Origin of the sequence: Pseudomonas sp. 31 R 17 (assembly GCF_900004915.1) — a bacterium.
Classification (GTDB): Bacteria; Pseudomonadota; Gammaproteobacteria; order Pseudomonadales; family Pseudomonadaceae; genus Aquipseudomonas; species Aquipseudomonas orientalis_A.
Genome location: NZ_CVTN01000073.1, coordinates 121,055 through 146,665, shown reverse-complemented (window position 1 = coordinate 146,665; position 25,611 = coordinate 121,055). Strand labels below are relative to the sequence as shown.

Below are 25,611 nucleotides of genomic sequence, written 5' to 3'. Positions count from 1 at the left end.
ATCTGTCGCCGCTCATGCCTATAACACCGCTTGCCAGCCGTCCCCATGACCACTCTCACTGCGTTCACAGCGCATTGTCGGAGGCCGACACCCTATGCGCGCAGAAGGGCTTGCGCCTGACCGCGCTGCGTCGACGCGTGCTGGAGCTGGTGTGGCAAAGCCACAAGCCGCTGGGCGCGTACGACATCCTTGGCGTGCTGAGCGAACAGGACGGCCGCCGCGCCGCGCCGCCTACGGTTTACCGCGCGCTGGATTTCCTGCTGGAAAACGGCCTGGTGCACCGCATCGCCTCGCTCAATGCGTTCGTCGGCTGCAACCACCCGGAGCACGCGCACCAGGGCCAGTTCCTGATTTGCCGCGAGTGCCACGCCGCCATCGAGCTTGAACAGAAAAGCATCAGTGATGCCATCGTCAAAAGCGCCGCCGGAGTCGGCTTCAGCGTCGAAGGGCAAACGGTCGAAGTGGTCGGCCTGTGCTCGGGCTGTCAGGGGGCTTGATGAGCAACCCGTTAATCCGCCTGGAGCAGGTCGGGGTCACGTTCGCCGGGCAACACGTGCTGGACAACATTGCGCTGAGCGTGGAGCCGGGGCAGATCGTGACCCTGATCGGCCCCAACGGCGCCGGCAAGACCACCCTGGTGCGCGCCGTGCTCGGCCTGCTCAAGCCCGACCGCGGCAGCGTATGGCGCAAGCCCCGGCTGCGCGTGGGCTATATGCCGCAGAAGCTGCACGTGGACCCCACATTGCCGCTATCGGTATTGCGTTTTCTGCGCCTGGTGCCGGGTGTAGACCGCGCCCGCGCGCAGGCGGCGCTCAAGGAGGTCGGCGCGGAACAGGTGATCGACAGTCCGGTGCAGAGCATCTCCGGCGGTGAAATGCAGCGCGTGCTGCTGGCCCGCGCCCTGCTGCGCGAGCCGGAGCTGCTGGTGCTCGATGAGCCGGTGCAAGGCGTCGACGTCGCCGGCCAGGCCGAGCTGTACAGCCTGATCACCCGGTTGCGCGACCGTCATGGCTGCGGCGTGCTGATGGTCTCCCACGACTTGCACCTGGTGATGAGCACCACCGATCAAGTGGTCTGCCTCAACCGTCACGTGTGCTGCTCCGGCCACCCGGAACAGGTCAGCGGCGACCCGGCGTTCGTCGAGCTGTTCGGCAAGAACGCCCAGAGCCTGGCGATCTATCACCACCATCACGACCACGCCCACGATCTGCATGGCGCCGTTGTCGATGACGCTTCTACCCCCCACGTTCATGGAGATAGCTGCAAGCATGGCTGATTTTCTGCTCTACGCCCTGCTGGCAGGCTTGGCTCTGGCGTTGGTGGCGGGCCCGCTGGGCTCGTTCGTGGTTTGGCGGCGCATGGCGTACTTTGGCGACACCTTGTCCCATGCCGCACTGCTTGGCGTGGCCATGGGCTTCCTGCTGGACGTGAGCCCGACCATCGCCGTAACCGTCGGCTGCCTGCTGCTGGCGGTGTTACTGGTGACGCTGCAGCAGCGCCAGCCGCTGGCGTCCGACACGCTGCTGGGCATCCTGGCGCCGAGCACCCTGTCCCTGGGCCTGGTGGTGCTGAGCTTCATGCATGAAGTGCGCATCGACCTGATGGCCTACCTGTTTGGCGATCTGCTGGCAATCAGTCCTACCGACCTGGCATGGATCCTCGGCGGCAGCGCGGCGGTGCTGGTGCTGCTGGTGAGCCTGTGGCGCCCACTGCTGGCGATCACCGTGCATGAAGAACTCGCCACGGTGGAAGGTTTGCCCGTGCCGGCCCTGCGCCTGGCGCTGATGCTGTTGATCGCGGTGGTGATCGCTGTCGCGATGAAGATTGTCGGCGTATTGTTGATCACCTCGCTGCTGATCATTCCAGCCGCCGCCGCTCAGCGCCATGCCCGTTCGCCGGAGCAAATGGCAATCGGCGCCAGTCTGCTGGGCATGCTGGCAGTGTGTGGGGGCCTGGCCTTGTCATGGTTCAAGGACACGCCGGCCGGGCCGTCGATTGTGGTGTCGGCGGCCGCCCTGTTTCTGCTGAGTTTTGTCCTGCCCCGTCGAGGGGTGTAGACTTGCTCGCTTTTTGCGCAAATAGAGAGTCGCAGGAATGAAGCCGTTCACTTTCCGTTATCTGCTCCTTGCCGCATTTTCCCTGCTGCTGGGCGCCTGTCAAAGCACACCGCCCGCCGCCCCCGAAGCGCCGGACCCGCGCGCTGCGGCCATCGCGCAGCTGGAGCAAAACCTGGCCAGCAGCGAATTGGCCACGGCCGAAGACCAGCTCGCCACCTTGCAGGCCCAATCGCCCAATGACCCGGCGCTCGAGGCTTACCAGCGCCAGCTGGCCGAAGCCTACCTGCAGCGCAGCCAGATCGTGCTGCAAAAGGGTGACGTCAACGCCGCCGCCACGGCGCTGAGCCGTGCCCGCGCGCTGATGCCCAAGGCCCCGGCCCTGACCGGCGGCGTTAACAGCGCCATCAGTCATGCGCGCAAAGCCGAGCTGGATCAGGCCGAGGCCGCCCTGAAAGCGGCCGAAGCCAAGCCCGCCGCCAAGGTCATCGACCCGGTGGCGCCGAGCACCACCGTGGCGCTGAATTTGGCGGATGTCGAAGCCATGCGCCATCAACTGGATGCCATCGCCACCGACGTGGTGAATTACCAGTGCGACGTCAGTATCCAGGTGCCACGCACCGAGGATTACCCGTGGCTGGCCACATTGCTGACCAAACGGGTGAAGCGAATTGATTCGGGGTATGACCTGAAGATTCACCGGCAAATTCTGAAGCACATTCCGGCGCAGGTTGTGCTGATTCCGCGTAAAGCGGACTAAAAGCATCGGGGGCAAGTCGAATCGTCGCACCGCCCCTCCCACATTGGAATTCAGTTCAAATGTGGGAGGGGGCTTGCCCCCGATGACGATCTAACAAACAACCAACAAATTAAGCCGGAATCGCCTTAGCCTTCGGCTCACGCTCCCATACCCGATGCTGAGCAATCGCGGCAAAGAACGCCTTGAACGCCTTGGCATCCGCCCCCACGATCAACCCCGCATCCGCTTCCAGCTTCAACAGGTCGAGCAATGGCTTCACGTCGCTGGCGACCGCAATGGCCTTCAGGTGCTTGTACGCTTCCAGCACGTAGTGCAATGCCACGCCGTCGCCGCTCAAGGCCTTGACCGACTCCTTGCCGCCCGGGATAAACACCGCGTCGAACGCAATGGACGGCATGCCTTCCATCGACGCATCCACCGGCAGCGACTTGCCATCGGCCGTGGTCACAGGCGCCGACGTCGGCCCGAGCAGCTTGGCATGCGCACCTTCAGCCTCCAGGGCTGCCTTGAGTGCAGCAATCGCCGCACCGTCCACGCCGTTCGCCGCCAGAATCGCCACTTTGCGCGTCTTGATGTCGCCCGACAGCAGGTTCACCTGGCTCAAGGCCGGCGATTCCTTCAACGACGTTTCACGCACAGGCACCGTGCCTTTGGTCGGCGCCGGCAAGCCCAGGTTCTGCGCAACGCGCTTGGCCAGTTCCAGGTCGATGTTGGCCAGAATCTCATTCACCTGGCGGGCACGAATATGTTCGCGCTCGACCTTGCCCAACTCGAAGCTGTAGGCGGCGATGATGTGCTCTTTCTCGTGATGGCTCATGCTGTTGAAGAACAGCGTGGCCTGGGAGAAATGGTCGCCGAACGATTCGCTGCGCTCGCGCACCTTGTTGGCATCAACGCGCTCGTAGTAAGTCTCGAAGCCACCATCCGTAGGACCGGGAGGTGTTTCCTTCGGCCAGCCGCCATCGATGGAGTTGGGCTCATAAGCCGCACGCCCTTTATCGATCACCGTGCGATGCTGAGCGTCGCGCTGGCCGTTATGGAACGGCGCCACTGGGCGGTTGATCGGGATCTCATGGAAGTTCGGCCCGCCGAGACGGCTGATCTGGGTGTCCGTGTAGGAAAACAGACGACCTTGCAGCAGTGGGTCGTTGGTGAAGTCGATACCCGGCACGATATGGCCCGGGCAGAACGCAACCTGCTCGACCTCGGCGAAGAAGTTGTCCGGGTTACGGTTGAGCACCATCTTGCCCAGCGGCGTGATCGGTACCAGTTCCTCCGGGATGATCTTGGTCGGGTCGAGCAGGTCGAAGTCGAACTTATGCTCGTCTTCTTCTGCAACGATCTGAACACCCAGCTCCCACTCAGGGTAATCGCCGCTTTCGATCGACTCCCACAGGTCGCGACGGTGGTAGTCGGTGTCTTTACCGGCCAGCTTTTGCGCTTCGTCCCATACCAGCGAGCAAGTGCCGACTTTCGGCCGCCAGTGAAACTTCACAAAGCTCGACTTGCCTTCGGTGTTGATCAAACGGAAGGTATGTACACCGAAGCCCTGCATGGCACGCAGGCTTTTTGGAATGGCGCGGTCAGACATTGCCCACACCACCATATGCGCCGACTCGGGCACCAGCGAGACAAAATCCCAGAACGTATCGTGCGCCGACCCGCCGGTAGGAATCTCGTTGTGCGGCTCAGGCTTAACGGCATGCACGAAGTCAGGAAACTTGATCGCATCCTGAATGAAGAACACCGGCATATTGTTGCCCACCAGGTCGAAGTTGCCTTCCTCGGTGAAAAACTTCACGGCGAAACCGCGTACGTCACGCACGGTGTCACCGGAACCGCGTGGGCCCTGCACCGTGGAAAAACGCGCGAACACCGGGGTTTTATGCTCTGGAGTCCGTAGGAAACCGGCCTTGGTCAGCGCGGAATGGTCGCCGTAGCTCTGGAAATAGCCATGGGCGCCCGTACCACGGGCATGCACGATGCGCTCCGGAATACGCTCATGGTCAAAGTGCGTGATCTTTTCACGCATGATGAAGTCTTCCAGCAGCGACGGGCCACGCGCGCCGACCTTCAGGGTGTTCTGGTTGTCGGAGATCTTCACGCCCTGGTTGGTGCGCAGGGCCTGACCGGTCGCATCGGAACGGAATTCTTCCAGCGCCTGCAGTTTGGCGTTGGTATTGCCTCGGTCCAGGGTATCAGTGCCCGCGAGTTCACTCTTCGGCGGGGTGGCTGGCTTCTTGGTACTCATCAGTCAAAACTCCTTAGTCAAAGTGGCCAGAGCGGTCCCCGGCTCATTTGAGCGAAACCCCGGACACGGCACCCGGGAGATCGAATTGCTTAAGTAGTGACTGACAGGGTTTTGAGCCGTTCCTTTTTTATGACCTTTGGTCTCGTTATTGCCAAATCGCTGGATGGATGCGAAATAAATGCTAAGAAACGCTATACGGACAGGCTAAAATGCGCGCCCGGCTAACCGCTGATCCCTTTTCCATGCGCCCCACAAGGTTCGCTACGTGATCGAGTTTCAAAACGTCCATAAAACCTACCGCGTCGCCGGTAAGGATATTCCCGCCCTGCACCCCACCAGCCTGCGCGTCGAAAACGGCCAGGTGTTTGGCCTGATTGGCCACTCGGGTGCGGGAAAAAGTACCCTGCTGCGCCTGATCAACCGCCTCGAAGAACCCAGTGGCGGGCAGATCACGGTTGATGGTGAAGAAGTCACCGCGCTGGATGCCAATGGCCTGCGCCGTTTCCGCCAACAGGTCGGGATGATCTTCCAGCACTTCAACCTGCTGGCGTCCAAGACCGTTGCAGACAACGTGGCGCTGCCGCTGACATTGGCCGGCGAATTGTCGCGCAAGGACATCGACCTGCGCGTGGCTGAACTGCTCGCCCGCGTCGGCCTGTCGGACCACGCCAGGAAGTACCCGGCGCAATTGTCCGGCGGCCAGAAACAGCGCGTCGGCATCGCCCGCGCCCTGGCCACCAAACCCAAGATCCTGCTGTGCGACGAGGCCACCAGCGCCCTCGACCCGCAGACCACCGCCTCGGTCCTGCAACTGTTGGCCGAGATCAACCGCGAACTCAAGCTGACCATCGTGTTGATCACCCATGAAATGGATGTGATTCGCCGCGTCTGCGACCAGGTGGCCGTGATGGACGCCGGCGTGATCGTCGAGCAAGGCTCGGTGGCCGACGTGTTCCTGCATCCCAAGCATCCGACCACCAAGCGCTTCGTCCAGGAAGCCGAACAGGTCGACGAAGGCGAGCAACGCGACGACTTCGCCCACGTACCGGGCCGTATCGTGCGCCTGACCTTCCAGGGGGACGCGACCTACGCGCCATTGCTGGGTACCGTCGCCCGGGAAACGGGGGTGGACTACAGCATCCTCGCCGGTCGTATCGACCGCATCAAAGACATTCCCTACGGGCAATTGACCCTCGCCGTCACCGGCGGTGACATGGACGCCGCGTTTGCGCGCTTCACCGCCGCCGACGTTCATATGGAGGTGCTGCGCTAATGGACGTTTTCCTGAGTTTCTTTGCCAACATCGACTGGTCCGAAATCTGGCTCGCCACTGGCGATACCATGATCATGCTGTTCGGTTCGCTGTTCTTCACGGTCGTGCTCGGCCTGCCGTTGGGCGTACTGCTGTTTCTGACGAGCCCGCGCCAACTGTTCGAACAGAAGGGCCTATATGCGCTGCTGTCGCTGGTCGTGAACATCCTGCGCTCGCTGCCGTTCATTATCCTGCTGATCGTCATGATTCCGTTCACGGTGTTGATCACCGGGACATCGCTGGGTGTGGCAGGTGCGATTCCGCCGCTGGTCGTGGGCGCCACACCGTTCTTTGCGCGCCTGGTGGAAACCGCCCTGCGTGAAGTCGACCGCGGCATCATCGAGGCCACTCAGTCGATGGGCGCAACGACGCGTCAGATCATCACCAACGCCCTGCTGCCCGAAGCCCGCCCCGGCATCTTCGCGGCGATTACGGTGACAGCGATTACACTGGTGTCCTACACGGCGATGGCCGGGGTAGTCGGTGCCGGTGGCCTGGGCGACCTGGCGATCCGCTTCGGTTACCAACGCTTCCAGACCGATGTAATGGTGGTCACCGTGGTAATGCTGTTGATCCTGGTGCAAATTCTGCAAACCGTCGGCGACAGGCTGGTGGTGCACTTTTCTCGAAAATAACGGCCATTGCCGGCCTTGTGCCGGCAGATGTCCGAACAAGGAGCTTGCTGGATGAAAAAACTACTGGTTGCTTTCGCCGCCGTTGCCGCGTTTTCCGCCCATGCCGAGACCATCACGGTCGCTGCTTCGCCGGTGCCGCACGCGGAAATTCTCGAATTCGTGAAACCTGCGCTGGCCAAAGAAGGCGTGGACCTGCAGGTCAAAGTCTTCACCGATTATGTGCAGCCGAACGTACAGGTGGCTGAAAAGCGCCTGGACGCCAACTTCTTCCAGCACCAGCCGTACCTGGATGAATTCAACAAGGCCAAGGGCACTCACCTGGTGAGCGTCGGCGGCGTGCACCTGGAACCGCTGGGCGCGTACTCGAGCAAATACAAGAAGCTGGCCGACCTGCCGGACGGCGCCAACGTGGTGATCCCGAACGACGCCACCAACGGCGGCCGTGCTCTGTTGCTGCTGGCCAACAACGGCCTGATCACCCTGAAGGACCCGACCAACATCCTGTCGACCATCAAGGACATCACCGGTAACACCAAGAACCTGAAATTCCGCGAACTGGAAGCCGCCACCCTGCCGCGCGTACTGACCCAGGTCGACCTGGCGCTGATCAACACCAACTACGCGCTGGAAGCCAAGCTGGACCCGTCCAAGGACGCCCTGGTGATCGAAGGCAGCGACTCGCCTTACGTCAACATCCTGGTGACCCGCGAAGACAACAAGGATTCGGACGCCGTGAAGAAGCTGGTTGCCGCCCTGCACACGCCTGAAGTGAAGCAATTTATCGAAGAGAAGTACAAAGGCGCGATCAAGCCGGCGTTCTGATTCAAGGCGGACGCAGAGCGTGGGAACGATCTCCAACACACTGGAGATCAAAATGTGGGAGGGGGCTTGCCCCCGATAGCGGCGGGTCAGTCAACATCTTCATCGACTGACACCCTGCTATCGGGAGCAAGCCCCCTCCCACATTTGTATTGTGTTGTGCGTTATTTACGCTGCAGCAGCACTGGCAACTGCGCCACCAGCTTCTGGTTGTTCAACGGCGCGCGGATAAACCCGCGCTGGGTGCCATCCGGGCCGATCAGCGCCAGGTTGCCGCTGTGGTCGACGGTGTAGTTCGGCTTGCTGGTGTCCGCAGGAATGAAGGGAATGCTCACGGCATTCGAGACCTTCTGCACCTCCTGCACATTGGTGCCGGTCAACCCCTGGAATTGCGGGTCGAAGTAGCCCAGGTACTGCTTGAGCTGGGTCGGGGTGTCGCGGTTCGGGTCGACGCTGACCAGGATCACTTGCAACTTGTCCACCGCCTCTTTGGGCAGTTCGCTCTTGATCTGGCGCAGTTGGGCGAGGGTGGTGGGGCAGATGTCCGGGCAGAAGGTGTAGCCGAAGAACAGCAGGCTCCACTTGCCTTTGAGCTCATTGACCAGCACCGGCTGGCCGTCCTGGTCGGTCATGCTCACCGCAGGCAGCTGGCGGCTTTGCGGCAGCAGGATAATGCCGGCGTCGATCAGCGCGGTCGGGTCGCCCTGGCCTTTGCCCGAGAGCACCTTGTTGACGGTCAGGCCCATGATCAATGCCACCAGGGCCACCAGAATGAAGACAGTTTTTTGAGTTCGAGTCATAGGTTCAACAGTAGGTAGTGGTCTACGAGCAGGGCGATAAACAGCAACAGCAGGTACCAGATAGAGTACTTGAAGGTGTTGACCGCCGCGTGCGGCTGGCTGCCACGGTACAGCACCCAGGCCCATTGCAGAAAGCGCCCGCCCAATACCGTCGCACAGGCCAGGTACAACAACCCGCTCATATGGATCACATAGGGCATCAGGCTCACCGCCAGCAGGGCGAAGGTGTAGAGCAGGATATGCACTTTGGTGTAATGCTCGCCGTGGGTGACCGGCAGCATCGGGATGTCGGCCTTGGCGTACTCCTCCTTGCGATGGATGGCCAGCGCCCAGAAGTGCGGCGGGGTCCAGGCGAAGATGATCAGCACCAGCAGCAGCGGCTCGGCGCTGACATGCCCGGTCACAGCGACCCAGCCCAACAACGGCGGCGCGGCACCGGCCAGGCCACCGATGACGATATTCTGCGGCGTTGCGCGCTTGAGAAACCCGGTATAGATCACCGCGTAGCCCAGCAACGAAGCCAGGGTCAGCCAGGCCGCCAGAGGGTTGGTGAACGCCAGTAACAGCGCCAGGCCCGTCACCGCCAGCACCAACGCAAAGACCAGCGCCGCAACGGCCGAGACCCGCCCCTCGGCCAGTGGCCGTTTGTGAGTGCGCGCCATCAGCGCATCAATGCGCCGATCCACCACATGGTTGACCGCCGCCGCCGCGCCCGCACACAGGGCAATGCCCAGGTTGCCGAACACCAGCACCGTCCACGGCACCCCGGCGCGGGTGGCGAGGAACATGCCCACCAGCGAGGTGATCAGCATCAGCACCACCACTTTCGGCTTGGTCAGCTCCAGATAGTCACGCCAGACCGCCTGGCCGTGACGCGCGCCGATCAAGGACGCCATGGCATCTCTCCTTTAAGGGTCATCAGGCCCGATGCCGGTTTTCGCGGGGTGAGCCGCCAGGTGATTGGTCGTGGGTGGCGCACCTGAACCAGGCTGGTGCGCGCGTGATAATTGACCAGCACCAGGGTCAACAAGAGCGCTGCGCCCCCGGCGTTGTGCGCCACCGCCACCGGCAGCGGCAAGCCGAACGCCACATTGCTCAAGCCCAGGCTGATTTGCGCCGCCAGGGCGATCAACAGCAAGCCCGCCAGGCGCGTCATGCCCACCGCGCGCAACTGCCAGGCCAGGCCCAGCAGCACCAGCGTGACCAGCACCGCACCCACGCGATGGGTAAGATGAATGGCCGTGCGCGCATCGCTGTCCAACTGACCGCCCAGGTAATTGGGGCCGATATGCTGGGTCAGGTGAAAGCCATTGGCGAAGTCCGCCGCCGGCCACCATTGACCGTGACACGTCGGCAAATCGACACAGGCCACCGCCGCATAGTTGGCGCTGACCCAACCGCCCAAGGCAATCTGCCCGATCACCAGCACCAGCCCCGCCGTTGCCCAATATTGCAGGCGCCTGGGTACGATCAATGCGGGCAGCACGCCGGACAGACGCAGGCTCAGCAGGAACAGCAGGCTCAAGGTGGCAAAGCCGCCCAGCAAGTGCCCCGTCACCACCTGCGGCCACAGCTTCAGCGTCACCGTCCACATGCCAAACGCCGCCTGGGCGCACACCACTATCAATACGAACAGCGGCAATTTCACCGGCTGGCCCGGGTCACGCCGGTGGCTCCAGGCCCGCCCCGCCAACAGCGCGATGAGGATGGCGAGGGTGCCGGCAAAGTAGCGGTGGGTCATCTCGGCCCAGCCCTTGTCGGCCTCCACTGGCGTATCAGGAAAGTGCAGTTCGGCATGGGCCAGTTGGGCTGCGCTTTGCGGCACGCCGATAAAGCCATAGCACCCCGGCCAGTCCGGGCAACCCAGGCCGGCATGGGTCAGGCGGGTATAGGCACCGAGCAACACGACAATCAGCGCGAGCAGGGTGGCAAACAACGCGAGGCGAAATCCAGGCTTGGCCATGACGATGCCCTTATCCGATGTTCGACAGTTTCAGCAGCAGGCGCAGGTCGTTGAGCAAGTCCTTGCCGTTGACCTTGGCGTCATAGCGCAGCACCAGGTTGCCGTGGGGGTCGACGATCCACAGTTGCGCATCGCCAGGCGCGGCGGCGTTGCGGTTGAAGGTTGACAGGTCCAGTGAGTAGCGCTGCAATTGCGGGTATTCGGCCTTGAGCCGGGTGTCGTAGTCGGTGCCGACCGGCTGCGCACTGGCCAGCGCGTGGCTGGCACGGGACGCATCGCGACCCAGGCCGATCTGCAGCTGACGCGCCAGGTACACAAGTTGCTGGCACTCGGCGGCGCAGCTGGCGGGCGCGGTGACCAGCAACTGCCAGCGATCCTCATCGGCCTGCACGCCTATGTCTGCGCGGGTCTGACCGTTACCGATCAGTTCACCGTGATAACTGCGGCTGTCCGGCACCCAGAATTGCAGCTTGTACATAAAAGTCGCCAGCACCATCGGCCCCACCACCATCAGCAGGATCAGGATCAACTGCCAGCGGCCCTTACGCCGGTCCGGCGCTTCAGACACGTTGAGTGGATTCATGGCGGCTCCCATGGTGCTTCTCCTTTGCGTTGTGCCATCCGAGGTAGAGGTAAAGCGCCAGCAGCGCCAGCGACATGGCAAACCACTGCACCGCATACCCCAGGTGTTTTTCCGGCCCCATGGCGACCACAGGCCAGTGGGTGTCGTACGTACCGGGCCCGGCTTCGGCGCGCAGTTCAAAGGCGAACCCGCCGCGGCCCAACTCGGCCCACAGGGCGACGGGGTGCAACGCGGTCAGCAAGCGCGGCCATTGCACCGTCGCGGGATCAACCTGCAACTGGAAGGTTTCGCCGGGAGCGACGTACACCCAGGCGACCAGATTCACCGGCTGACCCGGCGTGGCGAACGCCGGTGGCGTACGGCGATCCGGCCAGGGCAGCCAGCCGCGATTGAGCAGCACCCAAAGGCCGCTGGCCTGATCATGAAAGGGTTGCAGCAACTCGACACCGGCCTTGCCGTCGCGCATACGGTTGTCGAGCAACACACTGTGGTCGGCATCGAAGCTGCCACGCAGATGCACCCGGCGAAAGGCTGGATCGGCGCTCGTCTCAAGCTGCTCGCTGCCAACAGGCTCGGCGGCACGCCGCTCGGCGTAGGTGTCGACCAACTGCTGTTTTTCCTGACCGCGCGACAGCTGCCAGAACCCCAGGCCAATCATCAACGGCAGCAGCATCAGCACCACCAACGTCGGTGCGATGCCGGGCCTGAAGCGCTGCCGGGCACTGGCTATACTGGATTTCATTGCCCCTCCCCGTATGGCCCGGAGCCAGACCATGCTCAAAGCACTGATTGCCCTGATGCTGATCGCGACCGTTGCGAGCCTGTTCAGTGGCTTGTTCTTCCTGGTCAAGGACGAGGGTCGTTCCAACCGCCTCGTCACTGCCCTGACCGTACGTGTGGTGTTGGCCGCAATCACCGTGGGGCTGATCGCCTGGGGCTTTTTCAGCGGCCAGTTGGTCTCGCATGCGCCGTGGTAGAACGGCTCACAGCACATACACAAAGAAAAACAGCCCAATCCACACCACATCCACGAAGTGCCAATACCAACTGGCCGCCTCGAAACCGAACTGGTGCTCGGCATTGAAATGCCCCTTCAGGATGCGCATCAGCATCACAAACAGAATGATCGTGCCGATGGTCACGTGGGCGCCGTGAAACCCGGTGAGCATGAAGAAAGTCGCGCCGTACACGCCCGAACCCAGCGTCAGGCCCAGCTCTTTATAGGCGTGGATGTACTCCTCGGCCTGGAACCCGAGAAACGCCAGGCCCAGCAAAACGGTCAGCGCCAGCCAGAGCTTCAGCGCGCCGCGATGTCCTTTGCGCAGGGCATGGTGGGCAATGGTGATGGTCACGCTGGAGCTGACCAGCAGGATGGTGTTGACCAGCGGCAGGCCCCACGGGCTGATGGTGCCTTTGGGCGCCGGGTACAGCTTGGGGTCCGGGTTGTTCAGCAAAGGCCAGGCAAACTCGAAATTGGGCCACAACATATGCGCGATGCCCTTGGGCCCCTCGCCCGCCAACCATGGCCCCGACCAGGTGCGCACGTAAAATAGCGCGCCGAAGAACGCGATGAAGAACATCACTTCGGAAAAGATGAACCAGCTCATGCCCCAGCGAAACGAACGGTCCATTTGCGCACTGTACAAACCGGCGCGGCTCTCCTTGATCACTGCGCCGAACCAGCCGAACAGCATGTAGGCCAATAGCAGGCCGCCAACGAAAAAGATCCATGGGCCATGGGATTCCGGGCGCAAGGCCTTGAGGTCGTTGAACCACACGGCCAGTCCATACACGGTCACCAACAGGCCAATCGTGGCAATTATCGGCCATTTGCTTTGCGCCGGTACGTAGTACGTATCATGAGTCGACATGTATTCGCTCTCCTGATTGAGCGGGCAAACAGTAGCTAGCCGCCGCTGCGGGCCGCTCCGGGCGGCTGGCGCGCGGTGATATCGAACAGCGTGTACGCCAGGGTCAAATGCTTCACATCCTTGGGCATCGCGCGATCGACGATAAAGCGCACCGGCATCTCGATACGCTCGCCCGGCTGCAGCACTTGCTGGGTGAAGCAAAAGCACTCGGTCTTGTGGAAGTACATCGCCGCTTCGGCCGGGGAAATGCTGGGCACTGCCTGGGCGGTCATCGGTTTGTCGGTGGGGTTGTAGGCCACAAACAGCATCTCGGTCACCGCGCCCGGATTGACCACGACTTCGTCGGCCTTGGCATGGAAATCCCAGACCATATCGATGGCGTTGGTGGACAAAAACTGCACCCGCACCTGACGCGACGGGTCGACGACCTGCTCGCCTTCGTATTGCCCGCCAGTCTTGCCGTTGATGCCGAACGCCTTGCACATCACGTCGTAAATCGGCACCAGGGCAAAGCCGAAGGCGAACATGGCCAGCACCAGGATCAGCAGGCGTGTGACCAGGCGTTTGAGCGGCACGGTGTCAGCCATGACGAACACACACTAATGTGGGAGGGGGCTTGCCCCCGATGGCGGTCTCCAAGCTGATAACCATATCGGCTGACCCACCGCTATCGGGGGCAAGCCCCCTCCCACAGGGGATCGCGGGTGACCGAGCGAGCAGCGTACTCATTTGACCTCCGGCGGCGTGGTGAAGGTGTGGTACGGCGCGGGCGAGGGCACGCTCCATTCCAGCCCTTCGGCGCCATCCCACGGCTTGGCCGGCGCGGGCGGGCCGCCGCGGATGCACTTGATCACGATGAACAGGAAGAAAATCTGCGTGGCGCCGAACATGAAGGCGCCAATCGAGGACACCATGTTGAAGTCGGCGAACTGCAGGTTGTAGTCCGGCACCCGGCGCGGCATCCCGGCCAGACCCACGAAGTGCATCGGGAAGAACGCCATGTTCATGCCCACGAAGGACAGCCAGAAGTGCAGCTTGCCGAGGGTTTCGTCATACATGTGGCCGGTCCATTTCGGCAGCCAGTAGTAGGCCGAAGCGAAGATGCCGAAGATCGCGCCGGGTACCAGTACGTAATGGAAATGCGCCACCACAAAGTAGGTGTCGTGGTACTGGAAGTCCGCCGGCGCAATCGCCAGCATCAGCCCGGAAAAGCCGCCGATGGTGAACAGGATCACGAAGGCCACCGCAAACAGCATCGGCGTCTCGAAGGTCAACGAACCCTGCCACATGGTGCTGACCCAGTTGAACACCTTGACCCCGGTAGGCACCGCAATCAGCAGGGTGGCGTACATGAAGAACAGCTCGCCCACCAACGGAATGCCGACCACGAACATGTGGTGCGCCCACACGATGAACGACAGGAACGCAATGCTGGCCGTGGCGTAGACCATCGAGGTGTAGCCAAACAACGGCTTGCGCGAGAAGGTCGGGATGATCGAGCTGACGGCGCCGAAGGCCGGCAAGATCATGATGTACACCTCGGGGTGGCCGAAGAACCAGAACACGTGCTGGAAAAGCACGGGATCACCACCGCCCGCCGCACTGAAAAAGCTGGTGCCGAAGTGGATGTCCATCAGCATCATGGTCACGCAACCGGCCAGCACCGGCATCACCGCAATCAGCAGGAACGCGGTGATCAGCCAGGTCCACACGAACAGCGGCATTTTCATCAGGGTCATGCCCGGTGCGCGCAAGTTGAGGATGGTTGCGACTACGTTGATCGCGCCCATGATCGAACTGATGCCCATCAGGTGGATGGCGAAGATGAAGAACGTCACGCTTTCCGGCGCATAGGTGGTGGAGAGCGGGGCGTAGAAGGTCCAGCCGAAATTCGGCCCGCCGCCGGGGCTGAACAGGGTCGACACCAGCAACAGGAATGCCGCCGGCAGCAGCCAGAAGCTGAAGTTGTTCATGCGCGGCAGGGCCATGTCCGGCGCGCCGATCATCAGCGGGATCATCCAGTTGGCCAGGCCGACAAAGGCCGGCATCACGGCGCCAAACACCATGATCAAGCCATGCATGGTGGTCATCTGGTTGAAGAACGCCGGCTCCACGATCTGCAGGCCGGGCTGGAACAGTTCGGCGCGGATCACCATGGCGAACGAACCGCCCAGCAGGAACATGGTGAAGGCGAACCACAGGTACATCGTGCCGATGTCCTTGTGATTAGTGGTCAGCACCCAGCGCATCAACCCTTTGGCGGGGCCGTGGGCGTGGTCGCCGTGACCATGGTCATCGATCACAGTGCTCATGGCCGTTCTCCTGCAAGCGAGTAAGCGGGGCGATTCAGTGCATGTGCAATGAAGGTAGTCATTTGCTTTGCGCCTGTTTCAGAGCCAGCACGTCTTTGGGCGTGACCATGTCGCCTTTGTTATTGCCCCAGGCATTGCGCTCGTAGGTCACGACAGCGGCGATATCGACTTCCGAAAGTTGCTTGCCGAAGGCCGCCATCGCGGTGCCGGGCTTGCCGTGATAGACAATGTTCAGGTGATCGGCGGCCGGGCCGGTGGCGATTTTCGAGCCCTTGAGCGCCGGGAACATCGGCGGCAGGCCCTGGCCTTCAGCCTGGTGACAGGCCACACAGGTGGTGTGGTAGACCTTGTCGCCGCGCGCGACCAACTCTTCCAGCGTCCACTCCTTGGAGGTCAGTTCCTTGAGCTTGGCCGCCTCTTGTTTGCGCTCACCGAGCCAGGTGTCGTAGTCAGCCTTGGATTTGACTTCGACCACAATGGGCATGAAGCCATGGTCCTTGCCGCACAATTCGGCGCACTGGCCGCGATAGATGCCGGGCTTCTCGACACGGGTCCAGGCCTCGTTGACGAAGCCGGGGATGGCGTCACGCTTGACGGCAAAGGCCGGCACCCACCAGGAGTGGATCACGTCGGCGGCGGTCACCAGAAAGCGCACCTTGGCGCCCACCGGCAACACCAGCGGCTGGTCGACTTCCAACAGGTAATGTTCGCCCTTGGTGGCCTGGTTATGGATCTGCTCGGCTGGCGTGGCCAGGTTGCTGAAGAACTCCACGTCCTGGCCCAGGTATTTGTAATGCCACTTCCACTGATAGCCGGTGACCTGGATATCGATATCCGACTCACTGCTGTCGTAGATGTTGATCAGGGTCTTGGTCGCTGGAATGGCCATGGCCACCAGGATCAGCAATGGCACCACGGTCCAAAGAATTTCTACGGTGGTGCTCTCATGGAATTTGGCCGCTACCTGGCCCGTGGACCGGCGATGCAGGATCATCGACCAGAACATCGCGCCAAACACAACGATGCCGATCACCACACAAATCCAGAAAATGGTCATGTGCAGGTCAAACACAGCGTGACTGACTTCAGTGGCCCCTGGCGCCATATTCGTTGTCCAGGCCGCGTGGGCCTGGCCGAATACCGACCACAACAGTAAGCCCATCCAAACGTGTGGATGTCGCGTCATTGCGGGTTCCCCTTTATGTTTCTTGTTATCCCGCCGGTTTGCACCTGCGGCCAAGGGAGCGGCTTCCAGACTGCTTACAACCGCCAAGCCTTGCCTGCGTCATGCAGTCGGGCGTCATCAGCTAATTGCGTTCAAATCCGAGTATAGACAGCCGTAGCGACCCCGCAATGTGTAGGGGCAAATGAGTGAAAACAGCCGGACGGGGCCCAATGAAATGGGGCACAGAATCGTTTATCCAATGAAGTCTGGTATTTCGATATAACGTCTACGTATAACCATGAAATAATTATGACAAATGCGTCTTAGGCGCTCGTATAAACGAGCTACCTTATCCTCTCCCTTTTCCTACACCTGCATGACTGGAGCCTTCATGAACACCGCCGCATTGCGCGAGCAGATTTCCCTTGCCCATCAACACGAAGCAACGACGGGCCAGCTTGCCAGGCAACTGGAAAAACAATTGCCGCACCTGCATTCGGCCATTTCCCTGGCTGACGGTGATCGCAACATTGTCATGACCCGCTTTGTCACCGCCTACATCGACCTTGTCCCCGAGTTGCTCGACGCTGCCAATGACGTGGCCCGCGAGGCCGGGATCGAAAGCCAGATAAAGCCCGTGCTGAAGATCGCCGAGCATTTCTTCCTGCAGCCACCGGCGATTCTGGCCGGCCACGAAGGCCTCGACGGCCTGCTGGACGAGGCCTACCTGGCCCATCGTCTGGTGGAGGAGGTCAACGATCTGTACATCAAGCATTTCGGCCAGCCGCTGATCCCGGCGGATACCACCGTCGCCAACCTGATCGCCCATCAATTGATCGGTGAAGGTTTCGCCAACCAGCTGGATGAAGCCGTGCACCTGGCGGTGGATGAGATGCTTAACGAGGAGAGCTTTGCGCTGGAGTCGGTCGAGGCTTATCGCGAAACGCTCAAAAGCCCGAACACAGAAGCCGCGTGGAAGCGCTGGCCATGCCTGTCGCGCCAGTTGGGCGTTGAGCTGGCGCTGTAATCTTCGGCTACGACGATCAAATGTGGGAGGGGGCTTGCCCCCGATAGCGGTGGACCAGTCAAAATCTCTTTGGCTGACACACCCCAATCGGGGGCAAGCCCCCTCCCACATTTTTGATCCGGTTTCGTCAGGTGGTGGACGGCGCCGAGCCAATCCCCACCGTTGTCCTTACCCGACCTTCCAACCGACGCTTCAAGCCACGCGCTTCGATCACCAGCCTGGAGCCCTTGGCCGCATTGGCCCGTCCCCATTCCTCCAGCAACTCCAGGCAGGAATGATCGATATAACTCAGGTTATTGAGCGGCACATGCACGGTGGTTCCGGTCGGCACGGTCGACAGCACCTGCGTCAACGCCGGTACTTTGAGGAACGTCGCCGCTCCGGTCAGGCGTAACTCCATCTCACCGTCCTGAGGCAAATCGATCAGGCTGATTTTCAGCCGTGATGCCTTGAAGGCCAGCTTGACCAGCGTCAGACCGAAGCCCACCAGCACACCCGTCAGCAGGTCGGTGAAGATGATCGCCAGCGCCGTGGCGGCATAGGTGAACATCGGCATGCGGCCATAACGTCCCAAGGCCTTGAACGCCTTCACGTCCACCAGCTTGATCCCGGTATACACCAGCACGCCGGCCAGGCTCGCCACGGGGATGCTTTGCAGCACGCTCGACAGCAACAACACGAAGCCCAGCAACCACACGCCATGGAACATCGCCGACAACCGCGTGGTGGCGCCCGCCTGGACGTTGGCCGAACTGCGCACAATCACACCGGTCATCGGCAAGGCACCGACCAATCCGCACAGCATGTTGCCCACGCCCTGGGCGGACAATTCCTTATCGAAATCCGAGCGCTGCCCGCTGTGCATGCGGTCGACCGCAGCGGCGGACAGCAGCGTCTCGGCACTGGCGATAAACGCGACGGCAAATGCCGCGATCAGCAGTTGCGGATCAGCCAGGTTGAGCAGGTCGCTGGGGCGCAACCAATCGATGGCATCGGACAGGTTCTCCGGTACTTCCACACGCTTGACCTGCAATGCCAGCACCAGACTGGTCACCGTCGCCAGGCCTACGCCCAGCAGAGCGCCTGGCACAAAGCGCAGTTTTTGCGGCCGGAATTTATCCCACAGGTACATCACCAGCATGGTCGACACACCGAGCAGGCCCGCCTGCCAGCCGAGCCCGCCGCCGAGGGTGGGAATCGCTTCGACCAACGCGGCCGGAAAGCCCGCCAGGTTATCCAACCCCGACGGTTTGGGCGCACCGTCGAGCATCACATGGATCTGCGACAGCACGATCAATACGCCGATCCCCGCCAGCATGCCGTATACCACCGCCGGCGCCGTCACGCGGAACCAGCAGCCCAGGCGCAGACGCCCCGCCACCAATTGCAGGAACCCCGCCAGCAGCAGGATAGGTCCCAGCATCAGCATGCCGTGCTGGCGCACCAACTCGAACACCAGCACCGCCAGGCCCGCTGCCGGGCCACTGACTTGCAGCGGAGAACCCGCCAACCAGCCCACCACCAGACCACCGATGATACCGGTGATCAAGCCCTTGGCCGGCGGCATGCCGGACGCGATTGCAATCCCCATGCACAAGGGCAGGGCGACCAGGAACACCACCACGGAGGCAAGCAGCTCCCGAGGCAGAACAGCTTTTAATTGAGCAGCACGCATGATGACTCTCCCGAGGCATTCGCCGGGCGCGGTAAAGCCTGGCTGCATCCATGGCAGCCACCGCATTACCCGGCAGGGAAGTGTGTTAGAAGCGCGCTTTAGGCGTCGCGGATGGAATCGGGCCTTCGCCGCCCAACGGTCGGAACGCCGACTGATCCGCATCGTAGGCCCGGATTTCGCTGGTCTCGATGTTGTAGATCCAGCCGTGAATAAACAATTGACCATTGGCCATGCGCGAAGCCACGGAAGGGTGGGTGCGCAAGTGCTGCAACTGGGCGATGACGTTTTCTTCAGTCAGTACCTTCATGCTCTCGCCTTCACTGGCGCAGTCGCAGTTGTCGTGGACCATCGTCTTGGCGACCTCGGCATGACGCAGCCAAGCCTTGACCGTCGGCATCTTCTCGAGGCTGTCGGGATTGAGCACCGCGCGCATGGCGCCGCAATCGGAATGCCCGCACACAATGATGTGCTGTACGCCAAGGGCGAGTACCGCGTACTCGATGGCCGTGGAAACACCGCCGTTCATCTGGCCGTAGGGAGGAACCACGTTACCCACGTTGCGGGTCACGAACAGGTCGCCGGGCGAACTTTGGGTAATCAGCTCGGGCACGATGCGCGAGTCGGCGCAGGTAATGAACATCGCGCGCGGGCTCTGGGCCGTGGCGAGTTTCTTGAAGAGTTCTTCCTGCTGGGGGAAGACGTCGTGATGAAAATGCAAAAAACCGTCGACGATATGCTGCAGCGCTGCATCGGCGGTTTCCGCCACTTGAGGGGCTGAAGCCGACGCAGCCAACGGCTGTTTATCCTTATCACTCATGATTCAACCTCTTGATCAATGCAGGGGAAGTGTTCAAGTCAGTTCGACGCTCGGGCGGTGAAATAGTTGGGAAACTCCACCGACCAGGGCGCCGACTCGTCAGTCACTCGTCGAACAAGGTACCCAGCGAAACTTAACTCAAACTGAATGAACCGCTCTAGATCGGGGGTTTCAGTGATATCAAAACGCGACTATTCCTACAGCAATTTCGCACTTGCCTGCTTCAGTCTACAACAATGCCATTTGCCTGCCCGGTGGGCAAAACGCCGTGCAATCAAAATTGAAGCCTTCACGGCGATTCAATCCCAGACGCTTGATCGCCTTGCTGAAACGCTGGGCCAGCAGATCGGCAAACGGACCCTCACCGCGCATGCGCACCCCGAAGCGGCTGTCATACACCTCGCCACCACGCACCTGACGCACCAGGCTCATCACATGCGCCGCGCGCTGCGGGTAATGCGCCGCCAGCCATTCCTCGAACAGCGGTGCCACCTCGAGCGGCAGGCGCAGCATCATGTACGCGGCACTTTGCGCACCGGCGGCATGGGCCTCGGTGAGCAGGCTTTCCAACTCGCTGTCGTTGATCATCGGAATCATCGGCGAGCACAGGACGCCGACCGGAATACCCGCCTCCCGCATCACCCGTATCGCCCGCAACCGCGCCTTGGGTGCCGCCGCACGCGGCTCCAGGATGCGCTTGAGCTCATCGTCGAGGCTGGTGAGGCTGATCATCACCGCCACAAGCCGTTGCCGGGCCAGTTCGGCAAGCAGGTCCAGGTCGCGCAGGATCAATGAACCCTTGGTGATAATCGTCACCGGATGCCGGTAGCGCAGCAGCACTTCGAGGGTTTGCCGGGTGATCCTGTATTCACGCTCGATAGGTTGGTACGGGTCGGTGTTGGAGCCCAGGTTGATCGGCGCGCACACATACCCCGGTTTCGAGAGTTGCTGTTCCAGCACGTCGGCGGCATTGCTCTTGGCGATCAGCCGGGTTTCGAAATCCAGCCCCGGCGACATGTCCCAGTAGGCATGGCTGGGCCGTGCATAGCAGTAGATACAGCCGTGCTCGCAGCCGCGATAAGGGTTGATGGAGCGATCGAACGGCAAGTCCGGCGAGTTATTGCGGGTGATGATGGTCTTGGCCGTTTCGATGCGCACTTCGGTGCCCTGGGTGGGCGGCACCTCCTGGAACCAGCCGTCGTCCTCGGCCACGCTGACGGTGGGCGCGAAACGGTTATGCAGGTTGGTGGCCGTGCCCCGGCCACGGGGTGGCAGTGCAGTGGTCATGAAAACGCCTCGATACTGTTTTTATATACAGTATCGAGGCATGGAGCTTCTGACCAGTGCCGTTTGGCGGTCAGTGCTTTTGCGTGACCTGCCCCAGATCGTCACCCGAGGTGGTGTGCATATCGCTCTTGCGCAGGTCGGCTACGTCGCTGGCATTCACCGGTGCGCCTTGGTTGCCCCAGCTGCCGCGAATGAAACTGACTACATCCGCCACTTCCTGGTCCGACAAGCGCCAGGCGAATGCCGGCATGGTGAAAGTCGACGGCGCAGCGTGGGTGGCGGGCAAGGTGCCGCCGTTCAACACGATGTTGATCAACGACGTGGCATCCGCCGTCTGCAGCACCGGGTTGCCCGCGAGCGCCGGGAACACCCGCGTATAGCCATGCCCATCGGTACGGTGGCAGGCCGCGCAGTTGTCGATGTACACCGAGGCGCCCGGCTTGCTGTCATCCCCTTTCCACAGCGCCTGGGCCACTTGTTGGTCGTACTGGTGCGGCTGGTCCTTGGGGTCCACCGCCGGCAGGCTCTTGAGGTAACGGGCGATAGCGGTCAGGTCGTCCTGGGACATGTATTGCATGCTGTGGACCACCACATCGCTCATGCCGCCGAACACGGCGCTGCGATCACTGCGACCGGTCTTGAGAAATTGCACCAGTTGCTCTTCGCTCCAGCTGCCGAGGCCGTCCTTGTGGTCGCCGCGCAGGCTTTTCGCAATCCAGCCTTCCAGCGGCGCGCTGCCGGACAGGAATGCGCTGCCGTCGGCGGCGCTCAGGGCTTTTTCCTGCATGGTCAGGGCGCGGGGTGTATGGCATGCACCGCAATGGCCGAGGCCTTCGACCAGGTAGGCGCCACGGCTGACCACAGGGTCGGCGGTGGTGTGTGCCTGATGCTCCTCGACCGATGGCGCGAACATCCAGCGCCACGCCGCCAGGGGCCAGCGCATGCTCAACGGCCAGGGAATATCACTGTCCTTGTTCTCCTGGGCGACCGGCTCGACGCCTTTCATGAAGTAGGCATATAACGCCTGCATATCGCTGTCGCTGACACGTGCGTAAGACGGGTAGGGCATTGCCGGGTAAAGCGTACTACCGCTCTTGGCGACGCCATGGCGTACGGCCTTGTCGAAGTCTTCGAAGCTGTAGTCACCCAGGCCGGTCTTGTCCGGTGTGATGTTGGTGGAGTAAATCACGCCAATGGGGGTTTCCATCGGCAGGCCGCCGGCGAATGGCTTGCCGCCCTTGGCGGTGTGGCAAGCCACACAATCACCGGCGCGGGCCAGGTATTCACCTTGCTTGATCAGGTCGGTTTCAGCCGCGCTGACCGAGCAACTGCTCAGCAGCGCCAGAGAGGCGATAACGAGTGCTTTCATGGTCATCGCTCCTTATGCCTGAACCAGCGGGCCGGGGTTTTTCAGGTACTGCTCGCGGATCGCCCGAGCCGACCAATAGGTCAAGGCTGCCACCAGACCGGTAGGGTTGTAGCCCAAACCTTGTGGGAAAGCGGACGCTCCCGGGACAAACACGTTGTGTACATCCCAGCTCTGCAGGTAGCGGTTCAACGCGCTGGTTTTCGGGTCGGTGCCCATGATCGCGCCGCCGTTGAGGTGCGTGGTCTGGTACGACGCGGTATTGAAATGCTCGCCGACTTTTTTGCCAAGAACGGCGATTGCCTTGGGATTCATGGCCTGGGCGACCTTGCCCATTTTTTCCATCATGAAGCGGTTCATCTTGATGTCGTTTTCCTGCCAGTCGAAGGTCATTCGCAACAGCGGCAGGCCGTAGGCATCGCGGTAAACCGGGTCCAGATCCAGGTAATTGCTGCGGTAGGACTGATGCGCACCGTGGGAATCCATCGACACCTGGTGGGTGTAGTAATCGGCGGTGGCACGCTTCCACGCGCTGCCCCAGGCCGGCGTGCCCGGCGGGTTGGAAGTGCCGGCAATCGGCCGGCTGCCCGCCTGGTTGACCCACATCGGCGAGCCGCCCACGAAGCCGTGGGGGCCGTGGTCGAAGTTGTCGGCGTTGAAGTCATCGATGGCCACGCCATTGCCGCCCGCGCCGATGAAGTTGTTGGTGTGGGTGTCCTTGTCGAAGAACGCCTTGATGGTGCCCATGTTCTGGTAGGCAAAGTTCCTGCCGACCACGCCTTCATTGGTAATCGGGTCGTAAGGCTTGCCGATGCCCGACAGCAGCATCAGGCGCACGTTGTGGAACTGGAACGCACCGAGGATCACCAGGTCCGCCGGTTGCTCGCACTCGCGACCCTGGCCGTCGACATAGGTCACACCGGTGGCTTTCTTCCCGGTGCTGTCGAGGTTGACCTTGAGCACGTGGGAATTGGGCCGCAACTCGAAATTCGGCACCTGGCGCAACGCCGGCAGGATGTTCACGTTCGGCGACGCCTTGGAGTACATGTAGCACACGTAGCCACTGCAAAAACCGCAGAAGTTGCACGGCCCCATCTGCGCGCCGTAAGGGTTGGTGTAGGGCCCCGAAGTATTGGCCGACGGCAGATTGTAGGGTTTGTAACCCACCTCGGCAGCCGCTTTCTGAAACAGCTGCGCGGAGACCGTGTTTTTCTGCGCCTCCAGCGGGAAGGGGTTGGAGCGATCCGGTGCATAGGGGTTACCGCCGCGACCTTCACCGACCAATTGACCCTTGACGGTCCAGGCCTGGCCGGAAGTGCCAAAGACTTTTTCCGCGTAGTCGAAAAACGGCTCCAGCTCTTCGTAGCTGACGCCGAAGTCCTGGATGGTCATGTCCTTGGGAATGAAGTGCTTCCCATAGCGTTCTTCGTAGTGGCTGCGCATGCGCAACTCGATGGGGTCGACGCGAAAATGCACGCCCGACCAGTGCAGGCCTGCACCGCCGACGCCGTTACCCGGCAAGAAGGCACCGAGCTGACGGTTGGGCAGGGCGACGTCATTCACGCTATGACGAATGGTCACGGTTTCCTTGGAAATGTCCTGGAAGAGTTTTTTACGCACGCTGTAGGTCAGTTCGTCGATGACCTGGGGATAGTTGCCGTCCGGGTAGGTGTCCTGCATCGGGCCGCGCTCCAGCGCTACCACGTTGAGGCCGGCCTCGGTCAGCTCCTTGGCCATGATCGCGCCGGTCCAACCAAAGCCCACGATCACTGCGTCCACTTTCTTCATGATGGTCGCCACGCTCATGCCCTCTCGCCGCGAATGGAAACAGCCGGGAAGGGGTATTGCTCGTTGCGCTCCACCCAGTCCATGAAATCGGCGCGGGCGCCGGGGAAGCCGATCATGGTCCAGCCGACCATGCCTTTGTTGCCGCCGTGGATGGGGTCGCAGAAGAAGCCTTCCTTGGTGTTCTGCAGCAACAGATTGAAGAACATCTTTGCTGGCACTGCCGCGAAGTGAGCGCTCACTTCACTGCCACCGGCCTCAAGGCGGCGCAACATATCGTCTCGGGTAGCGCTGTCTTGCGCAGCAAAAGCTTTACCGTTGAACGCCTTCGACCAGGCATCCGTCGCGGCGATACCCAGGCGATAGATCTCCCTGGGCACCAATTTGCTCTGCCAGCCCATCTCCGGCGAGGCGTCGGCATTGAAGGGGCCTTGCATGAACCACAGCGCGCCACTGGCGTACGGGGTACTCATCTGACGGTCGATGTATTCCGGCGCGCCGGCTTCCAGAGCGCCTGGGCCCTGGGCATCAGCGGGAATCAAACGCTCGACGGCAGCGTTGATAAACGCCCATTCCTCGGCGGTGAAATAAGTCGGTTCATACGCCTTATCACCGGGAGCCGGCTGGACCGGCGCGGCCTGGGCAGGCTCGGGCGTGGCCATCAGCATCGAACCGCCAAGGCCGGTACTGGCAACCGTGACCACCGGGATCAAGGTCAAGGATTTGCGCAAAAAATCACGCCGGGGGTTGTCTTGATCTTGATCAGACATGGGTGCACCTCATCATGTGGTCACGGGGTTGGCCGCCGCTTCTGGGGAGCGACTTGGCTTTTTTTGCTGGGAGCGGCAATTAATGGTTACAAATGATAGCAGGCTAAGCATGTGAAGGAGGAATTCAGCGACGTAAGTCGCATACAGGCGGGAAAAAAAATGCGAGAAGACTTCCGATGGCGATGGGTCCGTCATGCGCAGGCGCAGGTATACACAACTCAGCAGCGCCAACCGTAACCACGATGCGCAGCGAGTCGCTCTTGACCTTGATCTTGATCTCAGGCGCCCCGTTAAACCACGCTGGCCGAACGCAGGCTTGAATCCGTGGGTAACCCGGCAGGACGCCGGGTTAGCCGCAC

Annotated in this window: 25 protein-coding genes; 9 read left to right on the top strand and 16 right to left on the bottom strand. The window is 61.6% G+C overall.

What is annotated here, in order from left to right; genetic code table 11:
- Positions 1 to 14 precede the first annotated feature (14 nt).
- From zur to BFP89_RS18015, 4 genes are read left to right on the top strand one after another with little or no spacing between them, the layout of a single operon-like run.
- Complete coding sequence (zur, locus tag BFP89_RS18030; RefSeq protein WP_065886774.1) at positions 15 to 497, top strand: zinc uptake transcriptional repressor Zur; 483 nt, start codon at positions 15 to 17, stop codon at positions 495 to 497.
- Positions 497 to 1,276: a zinc ABC transporter ATP-binding protein ZnuC gene (gene znuC, locus BFP89_RS18025; protein ID WP_065886773.1), complete on the top strand. Its 780-nt coding sequence runs from the start codon at positions 497 to 499 to the stop codon at positions 1,274 to 1,276. Before zur ends, znuC begins: the two co-directional genes overlap by 1 nt.
- Entirely contained in the window at positions 1,269 to 2,057 is a 789-nt protein-coding gene (gene znuB / locus BFP89_RS18020) for a zinc ABC transporter permease subunit ZnuB (protein WP_065886772.1), read from the top strand. The genes znuC and znuB overlap by 8 nt, the downstream gene beginning before the upstream one ends.
- 37 nt (positions 2,058 to 2,094) lie before the next feature.
- On the top strand, positions 2,095 to 2,814 hold the full coding sequence (locus BFP89_RS18015) for a PA5502 family lipoprotein (protein ID WP_065886771.1): 720 nt from the start codon (positions 2,095 to 2,097) through the stop codon (positions 2,812 to 2,814).
- Positions 2,815 to 2,923: 109 nt separating this feature from the next.
- On the opposite strand, the gene katE is transcribed toward BFP89_RS18015, so the two are convergent.
- Positions 2,924 to 5,065, bottom strand: coding sequence for a catalase HPII (katE, locus tag BFP89_RS18010; protein ID WP_065886770.1), 2,142 nt, complete (start codon positions 5,063 to 5,065; stop codon positions 2,924 to 2,926).
- A 265-nt stretch (positions 5,066 to 5,330) separates the two neighbouring features.
- On the opposite strand from katE, the gene BFP89_RS18005 reads away from it, so the two are divergent.
- From BFP89_RS18005 to BFP89_RS17995, 3 genes are read left to right on the top strand one after another with little or no spacing between them, the layout of a single operon-like run.
- Positions 5,331 to 6,338: a methionine ABC transporter ATP-binding protein gene (locus BFP89_RS18005; protein ID WP_057725698.1), complete on the top strand. Its 1,008-nt coding sequence runs from the start codon at positions 5,331 to 5,333 to the stop codon at positions 6,336 to 6,338.
- Positions 6,338 to 7,012 (top strand): methionine ABC transporter permease, encoded by a 675-nt coding sequence (locus BFP89_RS18000; protein WP_065886769.1) that lies wholly within the window; start codon positions 6,338 to 6,340, stop codon positions 7,010 to 7,012. Before BFP89_RS18005 ends, BFP89_RS18000 begins: the two co-directional genes overlap by 1 nt.
- A gap of 51 nt (positions 7,013 to 7,063) precedes the next feature.
- Positions 7,064 to 7,834, top strand: coding sequence for a MetQ/NlpA family ABC transporter substrate-binding protein (locus BFP89_RS17995; RefSeq protein WP_065886768.1), 771 nt, complete (start codon positions 7,064 to 7,066; stop codon positions 7,832 to 7,834).
- Between the two features lie 161 nt (positions 7,835 to 7,995).
- Here BFP89_RS17995 and BFP89_RS17990 read toward each other — a convergent pair whose 3' ends face one another.
- Genes BFP89_RS17990 through BFP89_RS17970 form a run of 5 tightly spaced genes read right to left on the bottom strand, consistent with a single transcriptional unit; the run spans position 7,996 to position 11,919 of the window.
- Positions 7,996 to 8,631 carry an SCO family protein gene (locus tag BFP89_RS17990; protein ID WP_065886767.1) on the bottom strand — a complete coding sequence of 212 codons (636 nt, stop codon included), beginning with the start codon at positions 8,629 to 8,631 and terminating at the stop codon, positions 7,996 to 7,998.
- The gene (cyoE, locus tag BFP89_RS17985) at positions 8,628 to 9,527 is read right to left on the bottom strand and encodes a heme o synthase (protein WP_065886766.1); all 900 of its coding nucleotides are present in this window, start codon (positions 9,525 to 9,527) and stop codon (positions 8,628 to 8,630) included. Before cyoE ends, BFP89_RS17990 begins: the two co-directional genes overlap by 4 nt.
- Complete coding sequence (locus tag BFP89_RS17980) at positions 9,515 to 10,594, bottom strand: COX15/CtaA family protein (protein WP_065886765.1); 1,080 nt, start codon at positions 10,592 to 10,594, stop codon at positions 9,515 to 9,517. The genes cyoE and BFP89_RS17980 overlap by 13 nt, the downstream gene beginning before the upstream one ends.
- A gap of 10 nt (positions 10,595 to 10,604) precedes the next feature.
- A complete protein-coding gene (locus BFP89_RS17975; protein ID WP_065886811.1) occupies positions 10,605 to 11,189 on the bottom strand; it encodes a hypothetical protein in 585 nt (194 codons plus the stop codon).
- Positions 11,155 to 11,919 carry an SURF1 family protein gene (locus tag BFP89_RS17970; protein WP_065886764.1) on the bottom strand — a complete coding sequence of 255 codons (765 nt, stop codon included), beginning with the start codon at positions 11,917 to 11,919 and terminating at the stop codon, positions 11,155 to 11,157. Before BFP89_RS17970 ends, BFP89_RS17975 begins: the two co-directional genes overlap by 35 nt.
- Before the next feature lie 31 nt (positions 11,920 to 11,950).
- On the opposite strand from BFP89_RS17970, the gene BFP89_RS17965 reads away from it, so the two are divergent.
- Positions 11,951 to 12,154 carry a twin transmembrane helix small protein gene (locus BFP89_RS17965; protein ID WP_057725706.1) on the top strand — a complete coding sequence of 68 codons (204 nt, stop codon included), beginning with the start codon at positions 11,951 to 11,953 and terminating at the stop codon, positions 12,152 to 12,154.
- Between the two features lie 6 nt (positions 12,155 to 12,160).
- Here BFP89_RS17965 and BFP89_RS17960 read toward each other — a convergent pair whose 3' ends face one another.
- From BFP89_RS17960 to coxB, 4 genes are all read right to left on the bottom strand, one after another.
- Complete coding sequence (locus tag BFP89_RS17960) at positions 12,161 to 13,048, bottom strand: cytochrome c oxidase subunit 3 (RefSeq protein ID WP_065886763.1); 888 nt, start codon at positions 13,046 to 13,048, stop codon at positions 12,161 to 12,163.
- Between the two features lie 35 nt (positions 13,049 to 13,083).
- Entirely contained in the window at positions 13,084 to 13,635 is a 552-nt protein-coding gene (locus BFP89_RS17955; RefSeq protein ID WP_065886762.1) for a cytochrome c oxidase assembly protein, read from the bottom strand.
- A 138-nt stretch (positions 13,636 to 13,773) separates the two neighbouring features.
- On the bottom strand, positions 13,774 to 15,360 hold the full coding sequence (gene ctaD, locus BFP89_RS17950; RefSeq protein ID WP_065886761.1) for a cytochrome c oxidase subunit I: 1,587 nt from the start codon (positions 15,358 to 15,360) through the stop codon (positions 13,774 to 13,776).
- Positions 15,361 to 15,418: 58 nt separating this feature from the next.
- Complete coding sequence (gene coxB / locus BFP89_RS17945; RefSeq protein ID WP_065886760.1) at positions 15,419 to 16,546, bottom strand: cytochrome c oxidase subunit II; 1,128 nt, start codon at positions 16,544 to 16,546, stop codon at positions 15,419 to 15,421.
- A 370-nt stretch (positions 16,547 to 16,916) separates the two neighbouring features.
- Between coxB and BFP89_RS17940 the strand changes: the two genes are divergently transcribed.
- Positions 16,917 to 17,552, top strand: a complete 636-nt coding sequence (locus tag BFP89_RS17940) for a hypothetical protein (RefSeq protein WP_065886759.1) — start codon at positions 16,917 to 16,919, stop codon at positions 17,550 to 17,552.
- Positions 17,553 to 17,679: 127 nt separating this feature from the next.
- On the opposite strand, the gene BFP89_RS17935 is transcribed toward BFP89_RS17940, so the two are convergent.
- From BFP89_RS17935 to BFP89_RS17910, 6 genes are all read right to left on the bottom strand, one after another.
- Positions 17,680 to 19,227, bottom strand: coding sequence for a SulP family inorganic anion transporter (locus BFP89_RS17935; RefSeq protein WP_065886758.1), 1,548 nt, complete (start codon positions 19,225 to 19,227; stop codon positions 17,680 to 17,682).
- Positions 19,228 to 19,312: 85 nt separating this feature from the next.
- The gene (locus BFP89_RS17930) at positions 19,313 to 20,044 is read right to left on the bottom strand and encodes a carbonic anhydrase (RefSeq protein ID WP_065886757.1); all 732 of its coding nucleotides are present in this window, start codon (positions 20,042 to 20,044) and stop codon (positions 19,313 to 19,315) included.
- Positions 20,045 to 20,272: 228 nt separating this feature from the next.
- Positions 20,273 to 21,331 (bottom strand): PA0069 family radical SAM protein, encoded by a 1,059-nt coding sequence (locus BFP89_RS17925; RefSeq protein ID WP_065886756.1) that lies wholly within the window; start codon positions 21,329 to 21,331, stop codon positions 20,273 to 20,275.
- Between the two features lie 70 nt (positions 21,332 to 21,401).
- On the bottom strand, positions 21,402 to 22,700 hold the full coding sequence (locus BFP89_RS17920; protein ID WP_065886755.1) for a cytochrome c: 1,299 nt from the start codon (positions 22,698 to 22,700) through the stop codon (positions 21,402 to 21,404).
- A 12-nt stretch (positions 22,701 to 22,712) separates the two neighbouring features.
- Complete coding sequence (locus BFP89_RS17915; RefSeq protein WP_065886810.1) at positions 22,713 to 24,497, bottom strand: GMC family oxidoreductase; 1,785 nt, start codon at positions 24,495 to 24,497, stop codon at positions 22,713 to 22,715.
- 2 nt (positions 24,498 to 24,499) lie between these two features.
- Positions 24,500 to 25,252, bottom strand: a complete 753-nt coding sequence (locus tag BFP89_RS17910; protein ID WP_065886754.1) for a gluconate 2-dehydrogenase subunit 3 family protein — start codon at positions 25,250 to 25,252, stop codon at positions 24,500 to 24,502.
- Positions 25,253 to 25,611: the final 359 nt, after the last annotated feature.

Excerpts from the sequence above, each read along its gene's own strand:
- znuB (WP_065886772.1), top strand. The coding sequence starts at position 1,269 with ATGGCTGATTTTCTGCTCTACGCCCTGCTGGCAGGCTTGGCTCTGGCG.
- BFP89_RS18015 (WP_065886771.1), top strand. The coding sequence starts at position 2,095 with ATGAAGCCGTTCACTTTCCGTTATCTGCTCCTTGCCGCATTTTCCCTG.
- ctaD (WP_065886761.1), bottom strand. The coding sequence starts at position 15,360 with ATGAGCACTGTGATCGATGACCATGGTCACGGCGACCACGCCCACGGC.
- katE (WP_065886770.1), bottom strand. The coding sequence starts at position 5,065 with ATGAGTACCAAGAAGCCAGCCACCCCGCCGAAGAGTGAACTCGCGGGC.
- BFP89_RS17930 (WP_065886757.1), bottom strand. The coding sequence starts at position 20,044 with ATGAGTGATAAGGATAAACAGCCGTTGGCTGCGTCGGCTTCAGCCCCT.
- coxB (WP_065886760.1), bottom strand. The coding sequence starts at position 16,546 with ATGACGCGACATCCACACGTTTGGATGGGCTTACTGTTGTGGTCGGTA.
- BFP89_RS17935 (WP_065886758.1), bottom strand. The coding sequence starts at position 19,227 with ATGCGTGCTGCTCAATTAAAAGCTGTTCTGCCTCGGGAGCTGCTTGCC.
- BFP89_RS18000 (WP_065886769.1), top strand. The coding sequence starts at position 6,338 with ATGGACGTTTTCCTGAGTTTCTTTGCCAACATCGACTGGTCCGAAATC.
- BFP89_RS17960 (WP_065886763.1), bottom strand. The coding sequence starts at position 13,048 with ATGTCGACTCATGATACGTACTACGTACCGGCGCAAAGCAAATGGCCG.
- BFP89_RS17925 (WP_065886756.1), bottom strand. The coding sequence starts at position 21,331 with ATGACCACTGCACTGCCACCCCGTGGCCGGGGCACGGCCACCAACCTG.
- BFP89_RS17990 (WP_065886767.1), bottom strand. The coding sequence starts at position 8,631 with ATGACTCGAACTCAAAAAACTGTCTTCATTCTGGTGGCCCTGGTGGCA.
- znuC (WP_065886773.1), top strand. The coding sequence starts at position 497 with ATGAGCAACCCGTTAATCCGCCTGGAGCAGGTCGGGGTCACGTTCGCC.
- BFP89_RS17965 (WP_057725706.1), top strand. The coding sequence starts at position 11,951 with ATGCTCAAAGCACTGATTGCCCTGATGCTGATCGCGACCGTTGCGAGC.
- BFP89_RS17910 (WP_065886754.1), bottom strand. The coding sequence starts at position 25,252 with ATGTCTGATCAAGATCAAGACAACCCCCGGCGTGATTTTTTGCGCAAA.
- cyoE (WP_065886766.1), bottom strand. The coding sequence starts at position 9,527 with ATGGCGTCCTTGATCGGCGCGCGTCACGGCCAGGCGGTCTGGCGTGAC.
- BFP89_RS17970 (WP_065886764.1), bottom strand. The coding sequence starts at position 11,919 with ATGAAATCCAGTATAGCCAGTGCCCGGCAGCGCTTCAGGCCCGGCATC.
- BFP89_RS17980 (WP_065886765.1), bottom strand. The coding sequence starts at position 10,594 with ATGGCCAAGCCTGGATTTCGCCTCGCGTTGTTTGCCACCCTGCTCGCG.
- BFP89_RS17940 (WP_065886759.1), top strand. The coding sequence starts at position 16,917 with ATGAACACCGCCGCATTGCGCGAGCAGATTTCCCTTGCCCATCAACAC.
- BFP89_RS17975 (WP_065886811.1), bottom strand. The coding sequence starts at position 11,189 with ATGGGAGCCGCCATGAATCCACTCAACGTGTCTGAAGCGCCGGACCGG.
- BFP89_RS17995 (WP_065886768.1), top strand. The coding sequence starts at position 7,064 with ATGAAAAAACTACTGGTTGCTTTCGCCGCCGTTGCCGCGTTTTCCGCC.
- BFP89_RS17920 (WP_065886755.1), bottom strand. The coding sequence starts at position 22,700 with ATGAAAGCACTCGTTATCGCCTCTCTGGCGCTGCTGAGCAGTTGCTCG.
- BFP89_RS17955 (WP_065886762.1), bottom strand. The coding sequence starts at position 13,635 with ATGGCTGACACCGTGCCGCTCAAACGCCTGGTCACACGCCTGCTGATC.
- zur (WP_065886774.1), top strand. The coding sequence starts at position 15 with ATGCCTATAACACCGCTTGCCAGCCGTCCCCATGACCACTCTCACTGC.